Origin of the sequence: Lactiplantibacillus argentoratensis (assembly GCF_037290055.1) — a bacterium.
Classification (GTDB): Bacteria; Bacillota; Bacilli; order Lactobacillales; family Lactobacillaceae; genus Lactiplantibacillus; species Lactiplantibacillus plantarum.
Genome location: NZ_CP147647.1, coordinates 166,191 through 187,592, shown reverse-complemented (window position 1 = coordinate 187,592; position 21,402 = coordinate 166,191). Strand labels below are relative to the sequence as shown.

Genomic DNA, 21,402 nt, shown 5'->3' with positions numbered 1-21,402 from the left:
CGCCTTTAATTTAATCGGTGACCGAACCAATCCCGGAATATAATTGTTCCCGCTTGTGATTCGCCCGCACTACTCGCTACAATTAGACAAGAGCATGTTTTTGGATCAGTCTAACCATTCGTAAATTGATACCGCATGATTTATTGGTTAATAAGTCACATTAGGATGCCGCATCAACTCACGAACTTAGACACGAGGAGGGGGATTACAATGCTTGCATACGGGTATCAAAAATTTGGGGGACCTACCGTATTTGAAGAACTACCACAATCACAGCTGATTCCAGCAGATAATCAATTATTAATCAAGACTTTGGCCGTCAACCTAACCGAGGAGGACCGCTTAGAACGGCTGGGCACCATTCAAAGCGTTGCCTTACCGCATATTCCCGGACATGATGTCATTGGGCAGATCAGTCAAGTTGGCGCTGCTGTCACTGACTTTGACGTCGGGACAGTGGTAGCCGCCCACACGAACCATACTTACGCGGACCAGGTTTGTTTAGACAGCGATCTAGCAGTGACCATTCCAACCGGCCTTGACCCGGTCACCGCCGTCAGCTTAGTCACGCCGGGGATTATTGCCTACAAAACGGTGCGCTACTTTGCAGACATCCAGGCCGACCAAACGGTGATCGTTAAAGGCGCTGGCAGCCCAGTCGGCTTGTTAATTATTCAGTTGGCCAAACGATTAGGCGCCCGCGTCATTGCGATTGCCAGTGGCCGTTATGCAAACCTGATTGCGACACTGGGAGTCGACCAATTTGTCGACTATCAGCATCAAGACCCCGTCCACGTGTTAGCTGACCGCGGTGACGTCGTGATCAATGTCGCTATCGATGGTGTTGGCGGTAAAGATGACTTAGCAATGGCCAAATTTGATGCGACCATCGCGTCATTCGCCCGCCACTTGCCAGCCACTAGTAAATCAATTCGTTTCCAAGCAATCCAACCGACCGAAGTGATTTCTGATCAGGCCGCCTTACAATTACTATTCAAGTTGCTAGATACTGGCCAATTGACCACGACGATCGATGAACGACTCCCGTTTAACCTCACGGGCTTCATCCAAGGTCACCAACGACTAGATGAACCCCACGTGGGTCAAGTGGTCGTCGCGCGCTAAAAAAACTGCTTTCAAAAGTCATCCTTTTGAAAGCAGTTTTTTAGTTGGCCGGCCGCTTGCTGGAGCTATCGCGAATTTCAAGCAACCCAATTCACGCTAATGTTAGCAGGTTAGCACTGATCGTAACGCTTGGGCATTTCAAACGCCACCTCAATTCGCCAAGTTTCGGACACCTATGCGAGTTGGTAGACCCAAGCCTCGTAAGGCCGTAATTTATTTAGCTGCTGGTCGCCATAATTACTAATCAAGCATTTGGCCGTGGGCGTCAGATATTGATCCAGTGGTCGCGCCAGTGTCTCAGCTGTGAAATTACAACAAACTAGCCAGGTCTGACCCTCCCATTGCCGTTCATATAAGAACACCTGCGGATCATCGGCCCACAAGAGCTCAAACGACCCTAACGTCACTAAGGGGTATTGATGTCGTAATTGAATCAAGTGCTGGTAATAGTACCACACTGAATCCGAATCGGCCAAAGCGGCGGCTGCATTGATTTGACGATAGTTGGGATTGACCGTGAGCCATGGCGTCGCATCACTAAAGCCCGCGTTAGTCTCCGTATCCCACTGCATCGGTGTTCGCGAGTTGTCCCGAGAACGCGCCGCTAATCGGGCCAGCATATCTGCCGGTGATAGCAGCTGGCGCTCAGTCACTAAATCACGATAGGCATTGAGCGATTCAATATCTCGGTAACTGGCTAGTTCAGTAAAATGAGCGTCAGTCATCCCCAGTTCCTCACCTTGATAAATGTACGGGGTCCCCTGTAAGAGGTGTAAACACGTTGCCAGCATTTTAGCCGAACGTACCCGATATGCTGGTCGGTCATCACCAAAGCGTGAGACCGCTCGTGGCGTATCATGATTGTTCCAAAACAGGCTGTTCCAAGCCCGCCCTTCAAGTCCGACTTGCCAGTCACTAATGACTTTCTTTAGCGCCACTAACGGGGGCTTCCGCGTACTCCACTTACCAAGTCCGTGCTGACTATTATCAAGTCGCAGATGTTGAAATTCAAAGACCGTATCTAATTCGTGTTGGTCAGCACCCGCATACTTCAGCGCATCCGCCGGTGTCACCCCGTGGGTCTCACCGACCGTCATGATGTCAAACTTTGACAACACTTCTCGGTTCATTTCTTGCAAGAATTCATGAACGCGCGGTCCGTTCGTTACCCGGGCATCACCAAATTGACTGTGTGGTTTCAGCGGCCCATCCGGTAACCCGGGCAACTTCGAAATCTGGTTGATGACGTCCATTCGAAAACCGTCAACGCCCTTATTCAGCCACCAGGTCATCATCGTATAAACTGCCTTGCGTAAGGTCGGATTCTCCCAGTTTAAATCCGGCTGTTTTGTTGAAAACGTGTGTAAATAATACTGCTGGGTCTGCGCATCATATTGCCATGCTGAACCACCAAAAGCCGCATCCCAATTATTGGGCGCCTTTTTACCGTTACCTGAGCGCCAAAAGTAGAAATCACGATATTGATTGGTACGGTCCTGGCGACTGTGTTTGAACCACGGATGCTCATCAGAAGTATGGTTAACAACCAAGTCCATGATGATCTTTAAACCCCGGTCATGGGCGGCTTGCAATAGTTCATCAAAATCAGCCATAGTGCCAAAGTCGGCCGCAATTTGTTGATAATCACTAATATCATAACCATTATCATCGTTGGGTGAACGATAAATGGGATTGAGCCAAATGACGTCGATTCCTAATTGCTTTAAGTAGTCTAGGTGGGCCGTGATCCCCTTTAAGTCACCAATACCATCATGATTGGTATCTTGAAAGCTCCGTGGATAGACCTGATAGACAACGGCTTGTTGCCACCACTTGATTGTTGCTGCCATAATTATGATTAACTCCTTAGTTACGCGGTAATGCCCTTGCTGAGCTTAACTGGTAACGTATATTTTGATTCCAGTGTACAATTCGCATCCTCAATCCGCTGTAATAGTAGTGAAACCAGCAACGTGCTAATATCCGCTAACGGTTGTTCTACCGTTGTTAATTCAGAATGATAATCACGCATGAGTGCGGTACCATCATAACCAACAACGCGTAATTGATCAGGAACCGCTAACGACAGTTGCCGCGCGACGTTGAGCACTAGTAAAGCGGTCAAATCATCACTACAAAAAATACCATCATACTGATGCTGTGCCATAATCGTCTTAATTTCCATCATCTTCAGTGCGGGGGTCAATTCAAACGGTAATTCATGGACATGCGGGGTGAGCTGTTGGGATGTTAAGTAGGCTTCATAGCCTTCGCGACGCCCATTCGTTGGCGAACCAGCGTGTGACTTACCAGTAAAAATAGCCACGTTAGTCGCCCCCGCCTGATGCAATGTCTGGGTTGCTAGCCAGCCCCCCTGGTAATTATCCGAACTAACGATGGGGATATTGTCAGATAAGTACCGGTCAAACGAAATAATCGGCAAGCCGTATTGTTGATATTCTTCAATACCTAAGTTGTGGGCACCCGCAATAATCCCATCGACCTGGTTAGCCATCAACATTTGTAAGTAGTCGCGTTCTTTTTGCGGATTATCCGCACTATTACATAAAATCACCTTGTAATTTTTAGCAAACAGGATTTTTTCAATCCGGGACACCAGTTCACCGAAGAACGGATTACTAATGTCTGAAAAAATGACGCCAATTAAACGCGTATTCTTTCCTTGCAGTGAGCGTGCCATGTTATTCGGCTGATAATGCAGTTCGCGCATCGCCGCGAAAACTTTTTCTTTAGTCTGACTACTCAGGTAGCCATGGTTATTAATGACCCGAGAAACGGTCGTCGCTGAGACCCCCGCTAGCTTCGCAACATCATTTAATTTTGGTTTCATTGTTATCGACTCCAGTATGCTCTGATTGGCGCCATTCCCAGACTTTACCGGTAACTGCCGTAGGGTCGCCCTGAACGTTAAGGCGACTCGGGGTAGCGTTTAAGAAGAAACGACCGGTCATCACGGAATAGCCATTATCAATATAGCATTCAAAGACTGACACATCTATGATTAGCCGGATTTTTATCGTCTTATGGGCCGTTAACTCAACTTGACGAGTCTGACCATAATCTTCGGCAAACGGATTCCCCGTATGCTGCCGATCAATCAGGACGTGGCCCTGGTTGGCATCAACCGTCACTTGCAACTGACCGCTCTCCTGCTGATCAGCGATGTTAACCGTGACCACTTTATCAGCAGGAACCGTCAATAGAAGTTCAAAACTGCCGTTCAAGTCCGTCACCGCCGCCCGTTGTTGCTCAAAGACTAGGTCGTGTCCCGTCGTTCGCAAGTCAGCCACCGCCGCCACTGGATTTTGATAGAGGTGCCCATCTTTAAGCGTTAGTTCCTTAACTAAGCTCAAACAATGGGCCCAATTTTCACGATCAGTTGGATAGGCAATTTCAGGTAAACCAATCCAGCTAACGGCTAACGCGCGGCCATCCGGCGCATTGATTGCCTGCGTGGCGTACACATCAAAGCCATCATCTAATTGCGTCAGGGCGTGGGGTTCAGTGAATTGTGCCTGAGCCAGATCCAATTGATCGGCAACTAGGTACATGTTCGGATAAATATTCTGATACGGGGTCGTTGTTTGTGATAACCCTTGGGGACAGAACAATAAGACGGGCTGTTGATCGATCCAGACCAGATTTGGACACTCAATCATATAACCCCGCGCATTTGCGGGAACGTTCAACTCGCCTTGACACGTCCAGGTGGTCAGATCCTTTGAGAAATAAACCAAGATAGCACCGATCTCAGTAGTCGTCTGCGCACCGATTAGCGCGTAGTAGCCGTGGTCAGTCCGGATCAAGTCCGGATCACGAAACGAACTCGTGTACCCAGCCGGAGCATGCGCAATTAGTGGCCGGGACAGCTTTTTAATGTGATTATCCGTGTCCATCCAGGCACCTAATTGATACGATTCACGTTGCCAGTCGGCAGTACGGACATTACCCGTATACATAATAAATAACTGATCATCAATTGGTAGTGCTGTACCCGTGTACGCGCCGTGTGAGTCGTACGGCGTATCTGGTCGAATCGCTAAGCCCTCATCATGCCAATCCACCAAGTTCTTAGAGGTCACGTGTTGCCATGACTTCAGTCCGTGTACCGGACCGAACGGAAAGACTTGGTAGAACAGGTGCCACTGACCATCAAAGTATGAAAAGCCATTGGGGTCATTTAACAAACCTGATGTAGGCTGAATATGATGTTGCATCCGCCACTTAGACTGGCGTGCCTGGGCAACGAGCTGTGGTAGCTTAGTTGCTGGCCACTGTTCATAAGGGGTATAACGGGTTTTACGATTCCATATCATGACGATGAGCTCCTTTTTAACGTTCGACTTAATTGTCACCATTATAAAACCGCTTACACCGATATGTCAATCGTTTGACATTTTTATATTATATTTTCATGTTAGCGTTTCAAATTCGACTTTTTAACAAGATTATCAAGCAATCCAATTTTGTATCAAACGCTTGACATATTTTCCAAACTTGTTATTATTGGGTCTGTAAAGCGCTTGCATTATTAAATTAAAAATAATTTTAGACTCAGGGAGTGAATTATTATGAATCATCAAGAAGTTGCCGACCGCGTACTTAATGCAATTGGTAAAAACAACATTCAAGCCGCCGCCCACTGTGCGACACGCCTCCGTTTGGTCATCAAGGATGAATCCAAGATTGATCAACAAGCCTTAGATGACGACGCGGACGTTAAGGGGACCTTCGAAACTAACGGCCAATACCAAATCATTATTGGCCCTGGCGATGTCGATAAAGTCTATGACGCCTTAATCGCCAAAACAGGTCTTAAAGAAGCGACCCCCGATGACATCAAGGCAGTTGCCGCTGCGGGTCAAAAGAAAAATCCATTAATGGACTTCCTCAAAGTCTTATCTGATATTTTTATTCCAATCGTCCCTGCACTAGTTGCTGGGGGTCTATTAATGGCACTAAACAACGTTTTGACTGCCGAGCATCTTTTTATGGCGAAGTCAGTTGTTGAAGTTTACCCTGGCCTCAAAGGTATCGCCGAAATGATTAACGCGATGGCTAGTGCGCCGTTTACTTTCTTGCCAATCCTCTTAGGATTTTCAGCAACGAAGCGCTTCGGCGGCAACCCCTATCTGGGTGCTACGATGGGCATGATCATGGTCTTACCATCACTAGTTAACGGCTATAGCGTTGCAACGACCATGGCTGCCGGCAAGATGGTTTACTGGAACGTCTTTGGTTTACACGTTGCACAAGCAGGCTATCAAGGCCAAGTGCTCCCTGTTTTGGCCGTTGCTTATATTTTGGCTACTTTGGAGAAGTTCTTCCACAAACATATCAAGGGTGCATTTGACTTTACGTTCACGCCAATGTTTGCAATTGTCATCACTGGCTTTCTAACTTTCACAATCGTCGGTCCTGTCTTACGAACGGTGAGCGACGCATTAACTAACGGTTTAGTAGGCTTATATAACACGACTGGTTGGATTGGCATGGGTATCTTTGGCCTTCTCTACTCGGCCATTGTCATTACTGGGCTCCACCAAACCTTCCCGGCTATTGAAACCCAGTTATTGGCTAACGTCGCCAAAACGGGAGGTTCTTTTATCTTCCCAGTCGCCTCGATGGCCAACATTGGGCAAGGTGCCGCCACTTTAGCTATTTTCTTTGCCACTAAGAGCCAAAAGCAAAAAGCCCTGACTTCTTCAGCCGGGGTCTCAGCGTTACTCGGAATTACGGAACCTGCTATTTTCGGGGTCAACCTCAAGATGAAATTTCCATTTGTCTTTGCAGCGATTGCCTCAGGAATTGCTTCAGCTTTCTTAGGACTATTCCACGTTCTGTCCGTGGCGATGGGTCCCGCATCAGTCATCGGGTTCATTTCGATTGCTTCAAAGTCGATTCCAGCATTCATGCTCAGTGCTGTCATCTCGTTCGTCGTCGCATTTATTCCAACTTTTATCTATGCCAAACGAACACTCGGTGACGATCGTGATCAAGTAAAATCACCAGCACCAACGAGTACCGTCATCAATGTTAATGATGAGATTATCAGTGCACCAGTAACGGGGACTAGCGAAAGTCTCAAACAAGTTAACGACCAAGTTTTTTCAGCCGAAATCATGGGTAAAGGCGCCGCAATCGTGCCAAGCGCTGATCAGGTCGTCGCACCAGCTGACGGTGTCATCACTGTCACTTATGATAGCCATCATGCTTATGGCATCAAAACAACTGCTGGTGCCGAAATTCTGATTCACTTAGGATTAGATACGGTCAATTTAAATGGTGAACACTTCACTACTAACGTTCAGAAGGGCGATACCGTTCATCAAGGTGATCTACTCGGAACGTTTGACGTCGCTGCCTTAAAAGCCGCTAACTATGATCCAACCGTCATGCTAGTCGTCACAAATACGGCCAATTACGCTAATGTTGAACGACTCAAAGTCACGAATGTCCAAGCTGGTGAACAGCTCGTTGCGTTGACTGAACCGGCAGCTAGCTCAGTTGCTGCTACAACTGTCTAAACTTTATTAGGAGGACGTCATGCCTGTTGAATATGACCCCAAAACCGGCTTAATCAATCTTCATAATGACCAAATTAGCTATGTTATTCAAATTTTAGCTCATCGTTACCCAGTGCATCGATATTTTGGACGTTACTTTTCAAAACAACCGTACTTTGAGCCGATGCCATCCGGTAGCCATGCTTTTGCTAATGACCCAACAGAACGCTTTCCATATTCCGTGACTTCACTGCCACTCGAATATTCCACTATTGGCAGTGGTGACTATCGCCAGCCAGCTTACGTTATTAAGGATGCTAACAATCAATTACTGCCAATTTTAGAATATACTGGTTTTTCTGTGAATGATCAGCCAATCAACTCGCGCCAATTGCCACCCACCGTTAGCAAACACACGCCTGTAACAACCCTAGTCATTCATTTGGCCGATTCAGTGACCAAGTTACAGATGGATCTTAACTACACTATTTTTGAAAATCAGCCGCTTATCTTGCGAAGCACAACTCTGCGCCATCACGGCACTACTAATTTGCAAGTAACAGACCTATCCAGCGCTCAACTAGATCTACCAACTGACCAATATACTGCGCTGACATTAAGCGGTACCCATGCACATGAAGCTAATCCATCGTTTAACCGTTTACACCCAGGGTTACAAACGGTTCGCAGTCTGCGCGGCACTAGTGGACCACAACACCAACCGTTCATGGCTCTAGCAGAACCTAACACGACAGAATTAGCTGGGACTGTTATTGGTTGTGCACTAGCATGGAGTGGTAACTTCGACAGTACTGTCGAAGTTGACCAATATCAACATAGCCGCCTAACAATCGGTCTTGAACCCGATACATTCGAATGGCAGCTCAAACCAAATAGCAGTTTTCAGACTCCTGAAGCCGTGCTAACTTGGACAAATACTGGTTTTAACGGCATGTCACAAGTATTTCACGACTTTAGCTATCAGCTGATGCCCTCCCAGACTAACATTCCAAGTGTGCTTAACACTTGGGAAACACTGACATTTGCCGTTTCGGAGTCTAAAGTTCAACACTTAATCGAACACGCCCACCAGTTAGGCTTACAAATGCTTGTCTTAGACGACGGCTGGTTTGTCAACCGTAACGGTGAAAATGGACAATTAGGTGACTGGTATGTTGACCCCATTAAGTTTCCTAATGGTCTGAAACCCCTTGCCCAACAAGCCCATCATCATCGAATGAAATTCGGTCTCTGGGTGGAACCAGAAATGATCACCACTAACAGCCAGCTCTACCAACAACATCCTGACTGGGTATTACAATATGTTGATCGGACACCCATCACAGCTCGCCACCAGCTAGTCTTAGATCTTTCGCAGGCTGCTGTCCGTGACCACTTAGTCACTACTCTGACGAACTTGGTTCAAAATAACCAACTCGATTATTTTAAATGGGATATGAATCGCCATCTTACACAGGTTGGCAGCACACACTTACCGGCTGCACAACAGGGGGAACTGTATTATCGCTACGTCTGTGGACTTTATGATATTCTCACACGCTTAAAGCGTGCCTGCCCCAAGCTGATTATCGAAAATTGTTCAGCTGGTGGTGGCCGGTTTGATTTTGGTATGCTACCATACACCAATCAGACGTGGATAAGCGATTTGACTGATCCAGTCGACCGAGCAACCATCGAGAACGGATTTAGTTATCTATTTCCACCACGGATATTCAGCAACCATATAACCGCATCACCCAATGCGCAAAATGGCCGAATAACACCATTTGAAACTCGATTACAATTAGCCTGCATCGGGCAACTAGGATTGGAACTTAATCCTAAACAACTTGCTCCTAGTGAACAGCAACTTCTTCGAGGAGCCTTGATTAAATATCAGCAACTGAAGTCTACTTTTATCAAGGCCCACTTTTATCGTCTACCGACAACAAGACACGTTGTTGCGTGGTTGTTAGTAACGGCAGATAAAAAGCAGGCAATTTGCTGTTACTTAAATGGGCTTAATTCTGCTGTCAAAACTCAGCACCCATTACCATTACACTATCTCGATGCTGAATTAACTTATAGCGATTCATCAGGTAATCGCTATACGGGGCATCAGTTAAACACGATGGGAATTCCACTTAAACCCACCAACGCTGATTTCACTAGTCAGCTAATTTATTTACGTCAAAGTTAATGTAATCGTTAACAAAATTTCTAATTAAGAGTATACTATTAATAAATAAGACTACATTTTTAACTACAGGAGGCACACTATGCTTTTAGGTGCAATTGAAGCTGGTGGTACAAAATTTGTTTGTGCCACGGGCGCTGAAAACGGGCAAGTTAGCGACCGAATTTCGATCCCCACGACAACCCCCGCTGAAACCATGACTGCGGTAGACGACTATTTTACGACTCATCCCGTTGACGCGATTGGTATCGGTTCATTTGGCCCCATCGGCGTTAATCCCGATGATCCGAAATATGGTTACATTACCACGACTCCCAAACCCGGCTGGGGTGACTTCGATTTTTTAGGCCATCTTAAAAGTCGCTTCAACATCCCACTCTACTGGACCACTGATGTTAACGAAGCCGCTTATGGCGAATCAATGATTGGAATCGCTAAGGACGTCCCTAACAGCATCTACATGACGATTGGTACCGGTGTTGGCGCTGGCGTCATTAGTCAGAACCACATTTTTAATGGTCGCACTCATACTGAGCTTGGTCACATGCGACTCAACCGGTTACCCGGGGATGATTTCAAATCCAGCTGCCCCTACCATGACATCTGTTTAGAAGGTTTAGCTGCTGGGCCAGCAGTTGGAAAACGAACGGGGAAAGCTGGGAAAGATATTCCCGTCGACGATCCGGTCTGGCCAATCATCGCTGACTACATCGCACAGGCATGTGTCAACCTCACCGTCGCCTTCGCACCGGACAAGATCATTCTTAATGGTGGTGTTATGAATCAACGGCAACTCTTCCCCATGATTCGTGAAAAGTTTGCCGCCTATCTAAATGGCTACGAAGAAGTCCCACCGCTGGATGACTACATCGTCCCTGCTGGATTGGGCAACAATTCTGGTATTGCCGGTGGCCTATTGTTAGCTCAGGCTGCTTTAAAGAACGCTTAATACCTTGCAAAAAAGTCCGTCGATACGCATTAAACGTATCGGCGGACTTTTAGTTTACAGTCAGTTTGTCATTCGGTTAATGAATATATACGGTTAAAACAGTGATGAAGCCAAAAATCACTCCGGGGACATTTGAAATAATCACGGGCCAATCCTTATAGGTCTTGAACCAGCCATAACCAGTCCATAATATCCCGTTAATCATTGCCACGAGCGGTTGTAGCGGCGACACTGGATCACCTGAGAAATTCGAAATGATTTGTGGAATATACGACACGTACATCGCAATACACGTAAATGTCGCTAACTTACTAATCAGTTTCAGATATTTAACTCGCTTAGGATCCACAGCGTCCTTACCACTAGGATATTCACCATTATCAACTTTATACTTAATAAATAATCACCTTCCTAGCTAGTTATTATACTACATGCCATTCATCACGCAAAAATTCGTATTCGCTAAATTGTATCGGTCCGCAAAAATCCCCGCCTATTCGCACATTACGCGCAAGTTGAAACCCAGTATTCCCCCTTACATTGAAATTGATTGACCCTATCAATTAGTTTAATTTGTGGAAAAATTCCTTTATTTTATCTATACTCATCTGTCACTGAAACCGATATCATACATACCAGCAATATATAAATTTTTGTATTTCACGTGTTGTGCTAGTTAATTTGTTATGAATCATGATTAAAGTAGGCAAAATAATTAACGTCAAAAGCAGTCAGCTTGGGCCCGCTGGAAAGCGTTCGGCTTAGCGTAAACCGGCTTAGCTCGTTCGCCCTCCACCTACCTTTAGGCATTTCTGCCAATTGCCAGAACGCGGTGGTCAAAGGTTTAAGTCGAAGCCCACGTCTTAATTACGATTCATGCAATCATCGCTCACATAACGCGGATATGTCGATTTTGCTTAATTCACAGGAGGATATCGCTATGAGACATGGACAATATCGCTACATTGTTGGCACACTAGCTTTGATGACGACTGCTGTAGGTTTGGTAGCTTGTTCGAAGCAGTCAGCTAATCAGCAGATCAGTTACCGTCAAACGGCTGAGGCCACCCTTGATAAGGGGATGGAGAATCAGCCCGAAGCGCCGTACTGGTTTCCAAAACAACTGCTGAAATGGCAGTTGAGCAAGGATAAAGTAGCCAAATACAACACCGCCTCGGTTCCACTAGCCAAACGGATCGATAAATGGCAACTGCCGACGGTTAACAAGACTCAGGACCCCAAGATGAAGGTCGTCGCGTTATCCATTATGAATAGTTCAACTAGTGGCAACGCACCTCGCGGGATTAATACGTTCGATGCGAATGTCTTCTCCAACTGGCAGTATATTGACCAACTCGTCTACTGGGGCGGTTCGGCAGGCGAAGGTTTGATTGTGCCACCGACCGCAGACGTCATCGATGCTGCTCATAAAAACGGCGTGCCCGTTCTTGGAACCGTTTTCTTTCCGCAAGTAGTTAGTGGTGGTAAGTTAAAATGGCTCAATGACTTCTTAAAACAAGACGCTGACGGGCATTTTCCGATGGCCGATAAACTAGTCGCGGTTGCTAAGGCTTACGGGTTTGACGGCTGGTTCATCAACCAAGAGACCGATCCCGAAGTTAAAAGTTTTGATTCAGCTTCAACCGGAAAGACCACAACCAGCTCAACTAGTAATGGGCTGAGTAAAAAGCACGCCCAACTAATGCAACAGTTAATCAAAGAATACAAACAAAAAGCGGGCTCCAAGCTAGACCTGATGTGGTATGACTCGATGACAAAGGATGGCAAAATGGATTGGCAAAACGCGTTGACCAAAGAAAACCAGTCCTATCTAGTCGATGCCAATATGAAACCAGTTGCTGACTCGATGTTTCTTAACTTCTGGTGGACGAAGAAGCGCCTAGCCAGTCAAGAATTACTCAAAAAGTCACACGAACGCGCCGAAAAGCTTGGGATTAGTCCTTACAACCTCTTTGCGGGAATCGATGTTCAAGCTGACGGGACCGCTACCCCCGTTCGTTGGGGTCTATTCGCTAATAAGCAGCATGTGCCGTACACGTCGCTAGGGTTGTACGCGCCGGACTGGACCCACGCTTCTTCTGATACGGTTGACGAATTTCAGGCCAAGGAGGGCGCACTGTGGGTCAATGATCAAAATGATCCGTCCCGTAGCGTTCCGTCGACTACTTCAACACGTTGGCCGGGCGTCTCAACATACGCGGTTGAACAAAGTGCCATTACGAAACAGCCCTTTGTCACTAATTTCAGCTTAGGTAACGGCTATAACTACTTCATTAAAGGGAAAAACGTTTCGCTACGTGATTGGAACAATCGTTCGCTACAAGCGGTCAACCCGACCTATCGCTGGTTGATTGCTAACGGCAGTGGTAATGCGTTAAAGGCCAGCTTTGACTACACTGACGCCTACGAGGGTGGCAATGATATCAAGTTAGCCGGTAAGATGCGTAAGGATACCGCTAGCACAATCAAGCTCTATACCACGGACCTAGACGTCACTGCCAATACCCGGGTTAGTTTGACCGCTAAAGCATCGGGTAAATCATCAGCTAAACTAGTAGTAACCTTAAAGGACGGCCGCACTAAGACCATCACGGGTGACCGGACACTCGGCAAGCACTGGACGACCGTTAGCTATGACGTTAGTAAGTTAACGAAAAAAACGATCAAGGGCCTTAGTCTCAAAATCAGCGCTGCTGAGACCGATGCTAGCTACAGCGCTCAATTAGGGCGCCTCGCAATTACCGGTAAGCAGCAAGTCGCACCAGAAAAGGTCAACCGGGTCAAAATTGATAATCAGACGTTCGACGAAGAAGGCAAGTATGCTGGTGTTAACCTGAGTTGGCAAGCCACCGCTAAAAACAAGCTGGATCATTACGAAGTTTATCAGGTCAACAATGACGGTTCCCGCTCATTTCTGGGGGCCACTAACACGACCAATTTCTATCTCAACGCGTTGGAACGCAATGGACAACACAACGAAACCAAGCTGATGGTCGTTCCAGTTGATATCTGGAACCAACGTGGCGATGCATCCGCTGATGTCACCCTGAAATGGCCGGACAATCGCAAACCTAAAGCAGCGTTTACGGTTAACCGGACCTTGGCAGCTCCCGGTAGCACGATTAAGTTTACAAACGACTCATCCAAGAATGCAACCAGCTATAAATGGGAATTTGACGGTGCCACGAAGACGACCAGTACCGCCAAGAACCCCACGGTCACTTACCGTAAAGCCGGTACTTATAACGTCACATTAACCGCTAAAAACAAGGATGGCCAACGGCACGTTACAATGAAAAAGCTCATTACGATTACACCGAAAGCCAAAGGTACTTTAACCTTGCTATCCAAGAACGCCAAGACCAGCGCCTCCGGATACACGAACAGTAGTGAAGCACCTAAAATGGCGGTGGACGGGAAACTCGATACTAAATGGTGTGCAACCGGCAAGGCACCGCATACCTTGACGCTGGATTTAGGCCGTCAAACGACTGTGAGTGCAGTCAAATTAGCACACGCTAAAGCTGGTGGCGAAGGGGCTGATATGAATACCCGCGCTTGGACCATTCAAGTCAGCACTGATGGCAAACGCTACACGGACGTTGCTCGGACCTACAATAACACACAGGCCACTAGTCTCAATACTTTCGCGGCCACCTCGGCGCGCTACGTCCGGTTGGTTGTTGATAAACCAACCCAAGTTGCTGACACCGCCGTTCGGATTTACGAAATGGACGTGCTAGGATTGACGCAAACACTCAAATAACCCTCCCGATGCTATTTAATAGAACAACCGAGCCCCTCACTTGGAAATCGCTATTCCTAGTGAGGGGCTCTTTTTATGTCCATATACTAAAAAGGCCCGCATCAGCTGATACGGACCCATTTAGAAGTTAGGTTGGAATGAATCTAAGCTCATTCTTAGGGTGGAAACTTGATTGCGGTCAGTTACGGCCAGGCCACAATCAAGCGTTCATATTTACTTAGTTGTTACGGTGCTAGCGACCTCGATAGCTTGCCCATTGAGTTCGATAGTCAGTGGTTCCCCACTGACCAGTTCAACGGTCGTGCCTTGTTGATCGACATCCACTTTGATCAAGCGACCACGGAAGTTAACGTGGAATTGGTAATGGGTCCACGCCTTAGGTACAAACGGTGCAAAGGCTAAGGTATCATCCTTAACTCGCATACCAGCAAAGCCTTGAACGATTGCGAGCCATGAACCGGTCATCGACGTAATATGCAAGCCGTCGACCGTATCATTATTATAATTATCAAGATCAAGACGGGCTGTCCGTTCATACATTTCCACGGCCTTATCCTCATAGTGCAAGTCCGCCGCTAGAATCGCGTGGACCGCTGGTGAAAGACTGGATTCGTGGACGGTCAGCGGTTCATAGAAGTCAAAGTTACGTTTCTTCTGTTCCGCCGTGAATTTGTCCATGAAGTAATAGATTCCTTGCAAGACATCCGCCTGCTTGATATATGGTGACCGCAGAATATGATCCCATGACCAGTGTTGATTGATTGGTCGTTGATCAGCAGGAATGCTTGAAACTGGCTTGACATCCTTATCAAGGAAGCCGTCCTGTTGAACGAAGATTCCCAATTCTTCATCATGTGGGAAGTACATCCGGTCAACAATATCTTGCCACTTTGCAAGCTCAGCATCCGTGATTTGAAGTGCTGCACGCTTGGCGGCATCGACTTTCTTCAAACTCGCTAACGTGTATTCTAACGTCCAGCGCGCCATAAAGTTCGTATACCAATTGTTATTCACGTTGTTTTCATACTCATTAGGACCAGTGACACCGTGAATCATATACTGTTGCTTCCGTTCTGAGAAGTGCACCCGATCAGCCCAAAAACGTGAAATCCCCGTTAAAACGTCGATCCCTTTAGTCTTCAAGTAGGTCTCATCACCGGTATAACGCGTGTAATTGAAGATGGCATACGCAATGGACCCGTTCCGATGAATCTCTTCGAACGTAATCTCCCATTCGTTATGGCACTCAATTCCGTTGAAGGTCACCATCGGGTACAGTGCACCGGCCAAGCCCTGCATTTTCGCATTATGGAAGGCCCCAGCAAGCTGATTATACCGGTATTCCAGTAAATTCTCCGTTACTTCTGGTTTCGCCAATGAGAGGTAGAACGGTACACCGAACGCTTCGGTATCCCAATACGTCGCACCACCATACTTTTCACCAGTAAAGCCTTTTGGCCCCAGGTTCAGGCGCTTATCTTCGCCATAGTAGGTCGAGAATAACTGGAATAAGTTGAAGCGAATGCCTTGTTGTGCCGCGTCGTCACCGTCAATTAACACGTCAGATAATTGCCAGCGTTTAGCCCAACCATCAACATGGGCCTGCCGTAAATCTTCATATGATTGTGCGCGAACCGTTTCGCTTAATTCAGCTAAGCCAGTCCGCATCGCCGCCATGTCCGCGTAATCCCGTGATGTCACCACGAGGACCCGTTTTTCAAAGTTCTTGGTTTCATCCGGTGCTAACGTGCCTCGGAAGATATTCGTGACCGCCTTTTCGGTTTCTGGTACGTTAATCCCCCGAAAAGCCGTTTCATGAAGCATCTGCATACCGAGCGTAAAGCGCGGTGTTCCGAAGTTATTCGGCTTCGTTTCCGCAAACATACTGCCACCAGTGATGGCATGACTCTTATCTAGCACTTGCCAGAACTGCTCGTCATAGTTCGCATCTTCATTGAAGACGTCCGCATCAATCTGCGAAATAAACCCTATTTGAACCGGTTCCGCACTCAAGTTGTGAACACTATAGTGCACATCAAATAACTCTTTTTGTGCCACACTGACGAACCGATCAATCATGAATTGGACGCGCTTTTCACCCTTGGTAATAATGAATGACCGCCGCAAGATCCCCGCATGCATATCAAGATCTAACGTAAAGTCACTGACCGTGTCCTTCGCCAAATCAACCTGATCGCCATCGATCGTAATATTAACTTTGATGAAATTAACCGAATTGATCACCTTACCGAAATAATCGGGATAACCATTCTTCCACCAGCCGACTCGGGTCTTATCGGGATACCAGACCCCGCCGATATAAATCCCTTTGAGGGTATCGTTAGAATAATGTTCTTCAAACATTCCCCGCATACCCATGTAGCCGTTACCAATACTGGTCATGCTTTCCTGTAGTCGCTTATCCGTCGGTACGAGTTCATGACTAATGACGTGCCACGGATCTACTTCAAAAATACGTTTCATTGTTGTTGCTCCTCCGTCGTTCGAAATTACCGAATAACATCCTTAGTTTCAGAATCAAAGAAGTGGGCTTTTGACATTTCAAATGCAACTTCCACATTCTCACCTGGGTTATGATAATCACGGGCATCCACTTGAGCGGTAAACTTAGACTTGCCAGCTGTGCAATAAAGCATGCTTTCGGCACCCAAGAATTCAGAAACCATAACCTTCGTCTTGACGATTGAATTAGGCATCGCTTCAAGTGCGATTTGTTCAGCGTGAATATCTTCTGGCCGGATACCCACGATCATTTTCTTCTGGTCATAGCCCTGGGCCTTTAAGACTTTTAATTGGCCTTCTGGTACAGCCACGTCAAGTCCTTCGCCATCAGTCACACGGCCATCATGCAAGGTGGCATTGAAGAAGTTCATTGATGGTGACCCCATGAAGCCAGCCACAAATTGATTGACCGGTTCGTTATACAATTCATGTGGCGTCCCAACTTGCATGATCTTGCCGTCATTCATAATGACGATTCGGTCAGCCATCGTCATCGCTTCAATTTGATCATGGGTGACATAGATCATGTTGGTCTTCAAGCGTTGATGCATTTGGGCAATCGTGGTCCGCATGTCGACCCGCAACTTAGCATCCAAGTTAGATAACGGTTCGTCCAATAAGAACGTCCCCGCGTCCCGAACGATGGCCCGCCCTAAGGCAACCCGTTGCCGTTGACCACCAGATAAATTGGCTGGTTTCCGTTGTAGATAATCGGTTAAGCCCAGTTGCTCAGCAGCGTTATCCACTCGCTTTTTGATTTCAGTATTACTGTAAGTTTTCCGAATCTTCAATCCAAAGGCCATGTTGTCAAAGACTGACATGTTTGGGTATAGTGCATAAGTTTGGAAAACCATTGCGATATCACGATTTTTTGGTTCCACGTCATTCATGACCTGACCATTCATCTTGAAGTCACCCTTAGTGATGTCTTCCAAGCCAGCAATCATCCGTAATGTCGTTGACTTACCACAACCAGATGGGCCAATGAAGAAGATGAACTCACCATCTTTAATATCAAGATTCATATCGGTAACTGAATATTTATCGTTACCCTCATATTTTTTGTAAATGTGATCGAGATTCATTTCAACCATCGAAATCCACTCCCTTGTTTTCTCACTTCTAAACTACTATTACACGTGCAATCGTCCGCAAACGGTTGCTTTTTGATCGCTTATTCAAAGCTGTTAATCAGCTAGTTGGACTGGTCAGCAACTTTAGTCACCGCCGTATTGGTGGCATATTTAATTAATACTGGTTGACCATCAACTGTCAGCTTGCCATCCACAACTTCGGTAGGACCATCCGTTAACAGATTTTGATAGCTACCTGCTGCTAGCTTAGTCGCAACTGTTGTGACCTGACCTTTTAGCGGAATCCAGGCTGTTAACGCTTCGCCAGCCGCACGGTAAGTGATCTTAACGATTCCATCTTCTACGACTGCCAATTGGTAGTCCGCAGCGCGCAGTAATGGTAGTTGCTTAATAGTCACTAGCTTCTGAATCAGTGGCGTCACATCCCCATGACGATCAGCAACCATGGTGTCCCGATCGAACAATGACGGTTGGTGTTCGGCCAAAAATTCTTGCCCGTTATAGATTAACGGAACACCACGTTGCATGAAGATCCAGGTCAAATTATTAACGGCTTCAGCTTTGCTGTGCATCAAGCTCATCATGCGTGCGTTATCATGATTTTCCAAGAAGCGCATCTTGACATAATTACCAGGGAAAGTGGCATCTTGGCGTTGTAACAAGTCAACATACCGTTCGACCGTACTGCGCCCTTGCCAATAATCCTTGAAATCACCGAAAACGTCGTAATCGTATGTCATATCAAAGGCTTGATAAAGCTCACTGTCAGACAAACCGGTGTAGCCTTGTGACCGCAGTTCCTCAATAAAGCCACTGCCGGCCGACTCCGCTAACCATAGCGTTCCAGGATACTTCGCGTTAACCTGTTTCCGCGCTTCAAGCCAGAAATCAAGTGGCACTAATGGCGCAACATCACAACGGTAACCGTCAACAAATTGACTCCAATACAAGAGTGTGTCGATTTGATACTGCCACAACTCATGGTGACCATAGTCTAAATCTTTAACGTCACTCCAGTCACCGACCTTATTCATCAGCTGACCATCCGAGTCGTGATAAAACCAATCTGGATGTTCGGTTGCTAAGACTGAGTCAGGCGAAGTGTGATTATAGACAATGTCTAACATCACTTTCATCCCTAATTCATGCGCCTTATCTGTGAGTGCTTTAAAGTCAGCTAAAGTCCCGTATTCCGGATTAATCCCACGGTAGTCTTTGATCGCATATGGCGAACCAAGTGTCCCTTTACGATTAACCTCACCAATCGGATTGATTGGCAGTAGCCACAAAATATCGGTTCCTAAATCCTTAATTCGTTGTAAGTCAGCAGTTACGCCAGCAAAATTACCAGCTTCTGAATAGTTTCTAACAAAGACTGAGTAAATCATCTCGTTACGTAATTGCGTTTGCGTATCGCGTGCCATTAATCTTCCTCATTTCTATGCTTACTAATTGACCTAGAGCAACATGGTTTGGTCAACTTCCGGATCTTTGAATTTTGTTTTCAGATATACCCATAACACAACGAAGGCCAAACTGAGGGACTGCACGGTCAATTCGATGGTTACATCAAAGTGAATTAAGCCAATCACCATCGCTAGCAGACTCCCGATTCCCATCATCATCAACGTTAAGTTAACGCCTTCGCGGAAATTACGAATATGCGTAATCTTATTATGTCGCGACAAGAACAAGAAGAACGCCGCCCCATTCACGAGGATCAGGTTGACCCCCACGATAATTAATCCAAGTGCCATGAGCATAAATAGACCAATCATCACTTTATTACTTTGATACCAAGAATTAACCAGAAACGCATGGGCGTTTGTCTTTAAATTATGGCCTGGCACATACTTGGCTTTAAATTCACTACCGACTGATTTCACTTGAAACGTACTAGCATGTAAATTAATGACATTCTTGCGTCCTGCCATGTCATCGTTCGTGAGATCAAAGCCGGCAACATTATCTTTAGTTCTGATAATAACTTGATGTTTAACATCCTTGAACCGCTGATCACCGTAGTTTGCAGACTTCATTGCCGTTTGCATCTGATCACTGGCCATCATTTTATCAATGTGTGGTAAAAATGGTGACAGATTAAAATTCGTTTGGTGATTATAGTAAAACGGAATCGGCATGACCATTACTGCGGTCAAAAAGATAAATAAAACAATAATCTGTAACCAATTAAACTGGTCTCGGTTGGCAAACATTCTTCGAGGTGAGAAGAGGCTACCAAAAAACCGGACCGGAAAGGCGGTTGTTTTGTTTTTCGTACTCTGCATCTAATTTCACCCCTACTAATATTTAAATTAACCCTTGCTGCCACCAGCGAGCAATCCTGAAACGAAGAACCGTTGTAAGTAGAAGAACAAGGCCGCAATTGGTAACGCGACTAAGATGGCCCCCGCTGAGAAGAGCACAACTTGTTGATTTTGCGCGTTATTAATGAATGTCTGGAGCCCAACGGCAACCGTGTAATGTGATTCAGACGTCAATAAGAACTTCGCCATCAAGTAATCTTGAACTGGTGACATGAAAGCCCATAATGCTTGAACCGCAATCATCGGTTTAACTAGTGGTAAGACAATTGACCAGAAAATCTTGAAATTACCAGCACCATCCAACTTAGCTGATTCATCCAAATCGTACGGAACATTGTCAAAGTACCCTTTCATCAACCAAGTATTCTGTGGAATCCCACCACCAATGTAAATTGCAGTCAAGAACCAGTAGTGGTCCAAGGCGTTCAACATGTTAGCTAAGACATAGTAAGCAGTCAAAGCGGCCATGGTTGGCACCATCTGAATCACGATGAAAAACGTTAAACTGAATTTCTTACCCGCAAAGCGGTAACGACTATAAACGTAGCCGGCTAACGTCACAACGATGACTTGAATGACCATACATGAAACTGAAATAATCATGGTATTCAGATACCAGCTACCATACAAGGTTTGCGTAAATAAGTTCTTAAAGTTAACCAACGTCCACTTACCACCAAAATCAAGGACGAAGGCTTGCACGTTAGCATCCTTAAACGCCGTGATGAATGTGATCAAAACGGGATAGATAATAATAATTCCGAGAATGACCATATACAGATACGTAAAGAATTCTTTCCAGAAACGGTGCCGACGCGCGCTATTTTGCTTTGAATTGGCATTCTTAGGTGCCACTGCTTGTGCATTATCCAT

Annotated in this window: 14 protein-coding genes; 5 read left to right on the top strand and 9 right to left on the bottom strand. The window is 46.2% G+C overall.

Features of this window, described 5'->3' with window-relative positions:
- Positions 1 to 210 precede the first annotated feature (210 nt).
- Positions 211 to 1,125 (top strand): NADP-dependent oxidoreductase, encoded by a 915-nt coding sequence (locus tag V7R88_RS00830; protein ID WP_114648281.1) that lies wholly within the window; start codon positions 211 to 213, stop codon positions 1,123 to 1,125.
- A gap of 173 nt (positions 1,126 to 1,298) precedes the next feature.
- Here V7R88_RS00830 and V7R88_RS00825 read toward each other — a convergent pair whose 3' ends face one another.
- The 3 genes from V7R88_RS00825 to V7R88_RS00815 are packed head-to-tail and all read right to left on the bottom strand — an operon-like array spanning position 1,299 to position 5,462.
- On the bottom strand, positions 1,299 to 2,975 hold the full coding sequence (locus V7R88_RS00825; RefSeq protein WP_114648280.1) for a glycoside hydrolase family 13 protein: 1,677 nt from the start codon (positions 2,973 to 2,975) through the stop codon (positions 1,299 to 1,301).
- A gap of 20 nt (positions 2,976 to 2,995) precedes the next feature.
- Entirely contained in the window at positions 2,996 to 3,976 is a 981-nt protein-coding gene (locus V7R88_RS00820; RefSeq protein ID WP_054399422.1) for a LacI family DNA-binding transcriptional regulator, read from the bottom strand.
- Positions 3,957 to 5,462: a sucrose-6-phosphate hydrolase gene (locus V7R88_RS00815; RefSeq protein WP_063724167.1), complete on the bottom strand. Its 1,506-nt coding sequence runs from the start codon at positions 5,460 to 5,462 to the stop codon at positions 3,957 to 3,959. Before V7R88_RS00815 ends, V7R88_RS00820 begins: the two co-directional genes overlap by 20 nt.
- Positions 5,463 to 5,717: 255 nt before the next feature.
- Here V7R88_RS00815 and V7R88_RS00810 point away from each other — a divergent pair, with 255 nt between their 5' ends.
- From V7R88_RS00810 to V7R88_RS00800, 3 genes are all read left to right on the top strand, one after another.
- A complete protein-coding gene (locus V7R88_RS00810; protein ID WP_044428803.1) occupies positions 5,718 to 7,673 on the top strand; it encodes a sucrose-specific PTS transporter subunit IIBC in 1,956 nt (651 codons plus the stop codon).
- A 19-nt stretch (positions 7,674 to 7,692) separates the two neighbouring features.
- Complete coding sequence (locus V7R88_RS00805; protein WP_214334748.1) at positions 7,693 to 9,852, top strand: alpha-galactosidase; 2,160 nt, start codon at positions 7,693 to 7,695, stop codon at positions 9,850 to 9,852.
- A 79-nt stretch (positions 9,853 to 9,931) separates the two neighbouring features.
- Positions 9,932 to 10,798 carry a fructokinase gene (locus V7R88_RS00800; RefSeq protein WP_054399426.1) on the top strand — a complete coding sequence of 289 codons (867 nt, stop codon included), beginning with the start codon at positions 9,932 to 9,934 and terminating at the stop codon, positions 10,796 to 10,798.
- A gap of 76 nt (positions 10,799 to 10,874) precedes the next feature.
- Here V7R88_RS00800 and V7R88_RS00795 read toward each other — a convergent pair whose 3' ends face one another.
- Positions 10,875 to 11,147 carry a SemiSWEET family transporter gene (locus V7R88_RS00795; RefSeq protein ID WP_003641779.1) on the bottom strand — a complete coding sequence of 91 codons (273 nt, stop codon included), beginning with the start codon at positions 11,145 to 11,147 and terminating at the stop codon, positions 10,875 to 10,877.
- A 591-nt stretch (positions 11,148 to 11,738) separates the two neighbouring features.
- On the opposite strand from V7R88_RS00795, the gene V7R88_RS00790 reads away from it, so the two are divergent.
- The gene (locus V7R88_RS00790) at positions 11,739 to 14,585 is read left to right on the top strand and encodes an endo-beta-N-acetylglucosaminidase (RefSeq protein ID WP_214334750.1); all 2,847 of its coding nucleotides are present in this window, start codon (positions 11,739 to 11,741) and stop codon (positions 14,583 to 14,585) included.
- 213 nt (positions 14,586 to 14,798) lie between these two features.
- Here V7R88_RS00790 and V7R88_RS00785 read toward each other — a convergent pair whose 3' ends face one another.
- The 5 genes from V7R88_RS00785 to V7R88_RS00765 all read right to left on the bottom strand — a co-directional run bounded on the left by V7R88_RS00785 (position 14,799) and on the right by V7R88_RS00765 (position 21,402).
- On the bottom strand, positions 14,799 to 17,069 hold the full coding sequence (locus V7R88_RS00785) for a glycoside hydrolase family 65 protein (RefSeq protein WP_054399430.1): 2,271 nt from the start codon (positions 17,067 to 17,069) through the stop codon (positions 14,799 to 14,801).
- Between the two features lie 26 nt (positions 17,070 to 17,095).
- Complete coding sequence (locus tag V7R88_RS00780) at positions 17,096 to 18,202, bottom strand: ABC transporter ATP-binding protein (RefSeq protein ID WP_057717086.1); 1,107 nt, start codon at positions 18,200 to 18,202, stop codon at positions 17,096 to 17,098.
- A 101-nt stretch (positions 18,203 to 18,303) separates the two neighbouring features.
- On the bottom strand, positions 18,304 to 19,626 hold the full coding sequence (locus V7R88_RS00775; RefSeq protein WP_057717088.1) for an alpha-amylase family glycosyl hydrolase: 1,323 nt from the start codon (positions 19,624 to 19,626) through the stop codon (positions 18,304 to 18,306).
- Between the two features lie 33 nt (positions 19,627 to 19,659).
- The gene (locus tag V7R88_RS00770; RefSeq protein WP_063724362.1) at positions 19,660 to 20,490 is read right to left on the bottom strand and encodes a DUF1189 domain-containing protein; all 831 of its coding nucleotides are present in this window, start codon (positions 20,488 to 20,490) and stop codon (positions 19,660 to 19,662) included.
- A 27-nt stretch (positions 20,491 to 20,517) separates the two neighbouring features.
- Positions 20,518 to 21,402, bottom strand: a complete 885-nt coding sequence (locus V7R88_RS00765) for a sugar ABC transporter permease (protein ID WP_003641772.1) — start codon at positions 21,400 to 21,402, stop codon at positions 20,518 to 20,520.

Excerpts from the sequence above, each read along its gene's own strand:
- V7R88_RS00800 (WP_054399426.1), top strand. The coding sequence starts at position 9,932 with ATGCTTTTAGGTGCAATTGAAGCTGGTGGTACAAAATTTGTTTGTGCC.
- V7R88_RS00810 (WP_044428803.1), top strand. The coding sequence starts at position 5,718 with ATGAATCATCAAGAAGTTGCCGACCGCGTACTTAATGCAATTGGTAAA.
- V7R88_RS00790 (WP_214334750.1), top strand. The coding sequence starts at position 11,739 with ATGAGACATGGACAATATCGCTACATTGTTGGCACACTAGCTTTGATG.
- V7R88_RS00805 (WP_214334748.1), top strand. The coding sequence starts at position 7,693 with ATGCCTGTTGAATATGACCCCAAAACCGGCTTAATCAATCTTCATAAT.
- V7R88_RS00780 (WP_057717086.1), bottom strand. The coding sequence starts at position 18,202 with ATGGTTGAAATGAATCTCGATCACATTTACAAAAAATATGAGGGTAAC.
- V7R88_RS00775 (WP_057717088.1), bottom strand. The coding sequence starts at position 19,626 with ATGGCACGCGATACGCAAACGCAATTACGTAACGAGATGATTTACTCA.
- V7R88_RS00830 (WP_114648281.1), top strand. The coding sequence starts at position 211 with ATGCTTGCATACGGGTATCAAAAATTTGGGGGACCTACCGTATTTGAA.
- V7R88_RS00815 (WP_063724167.1), bottom strand. The coding sequence starts at position 5,462 with ATGATATGGAATCGTAAAACCCGTTATACCCCTTATGAACAGTGGCCA.
- V7R88_RS00770 (WP_063724362.1), bottom strand. The coding sequence starts at position 20,490 with ATGCAGAGTACGAAAAACAAAACAACCGCCTTTCCGGTCCGGTTTTTT.
- V7R88_RS00785 (WP_054399430.1), bottom strand. The coding sequence starts at position 17,069 with ATGAAACGTATTTTTGAAGTAGATCCGTGGCACGTCATTAGTCATGAA.
- V7R88_RS00765 (WP_003641772.1), bottom strand. The coding sequence starts at position 21,402 with ATGGATAATGCACAAGCAGTGGCACCTAAGAATGCCAATTCAAAGCAA.
- V7R88_RS00825 (WP_114648280.1), bottom strand. The coding sequence starts at position 2,975 with ATGGCAGCAACAATCAAGTGGTGGCAACAAGCCGTTGTCTATCAGGTC.
- V7R88_RS00820 (WP_054399422.1), bottom strand. The coding sequence starts at position 3,976 with ATGAAACCAAAATTAAATGATGTTGCGAAGCTAGCGGGGGTCTCAGCG.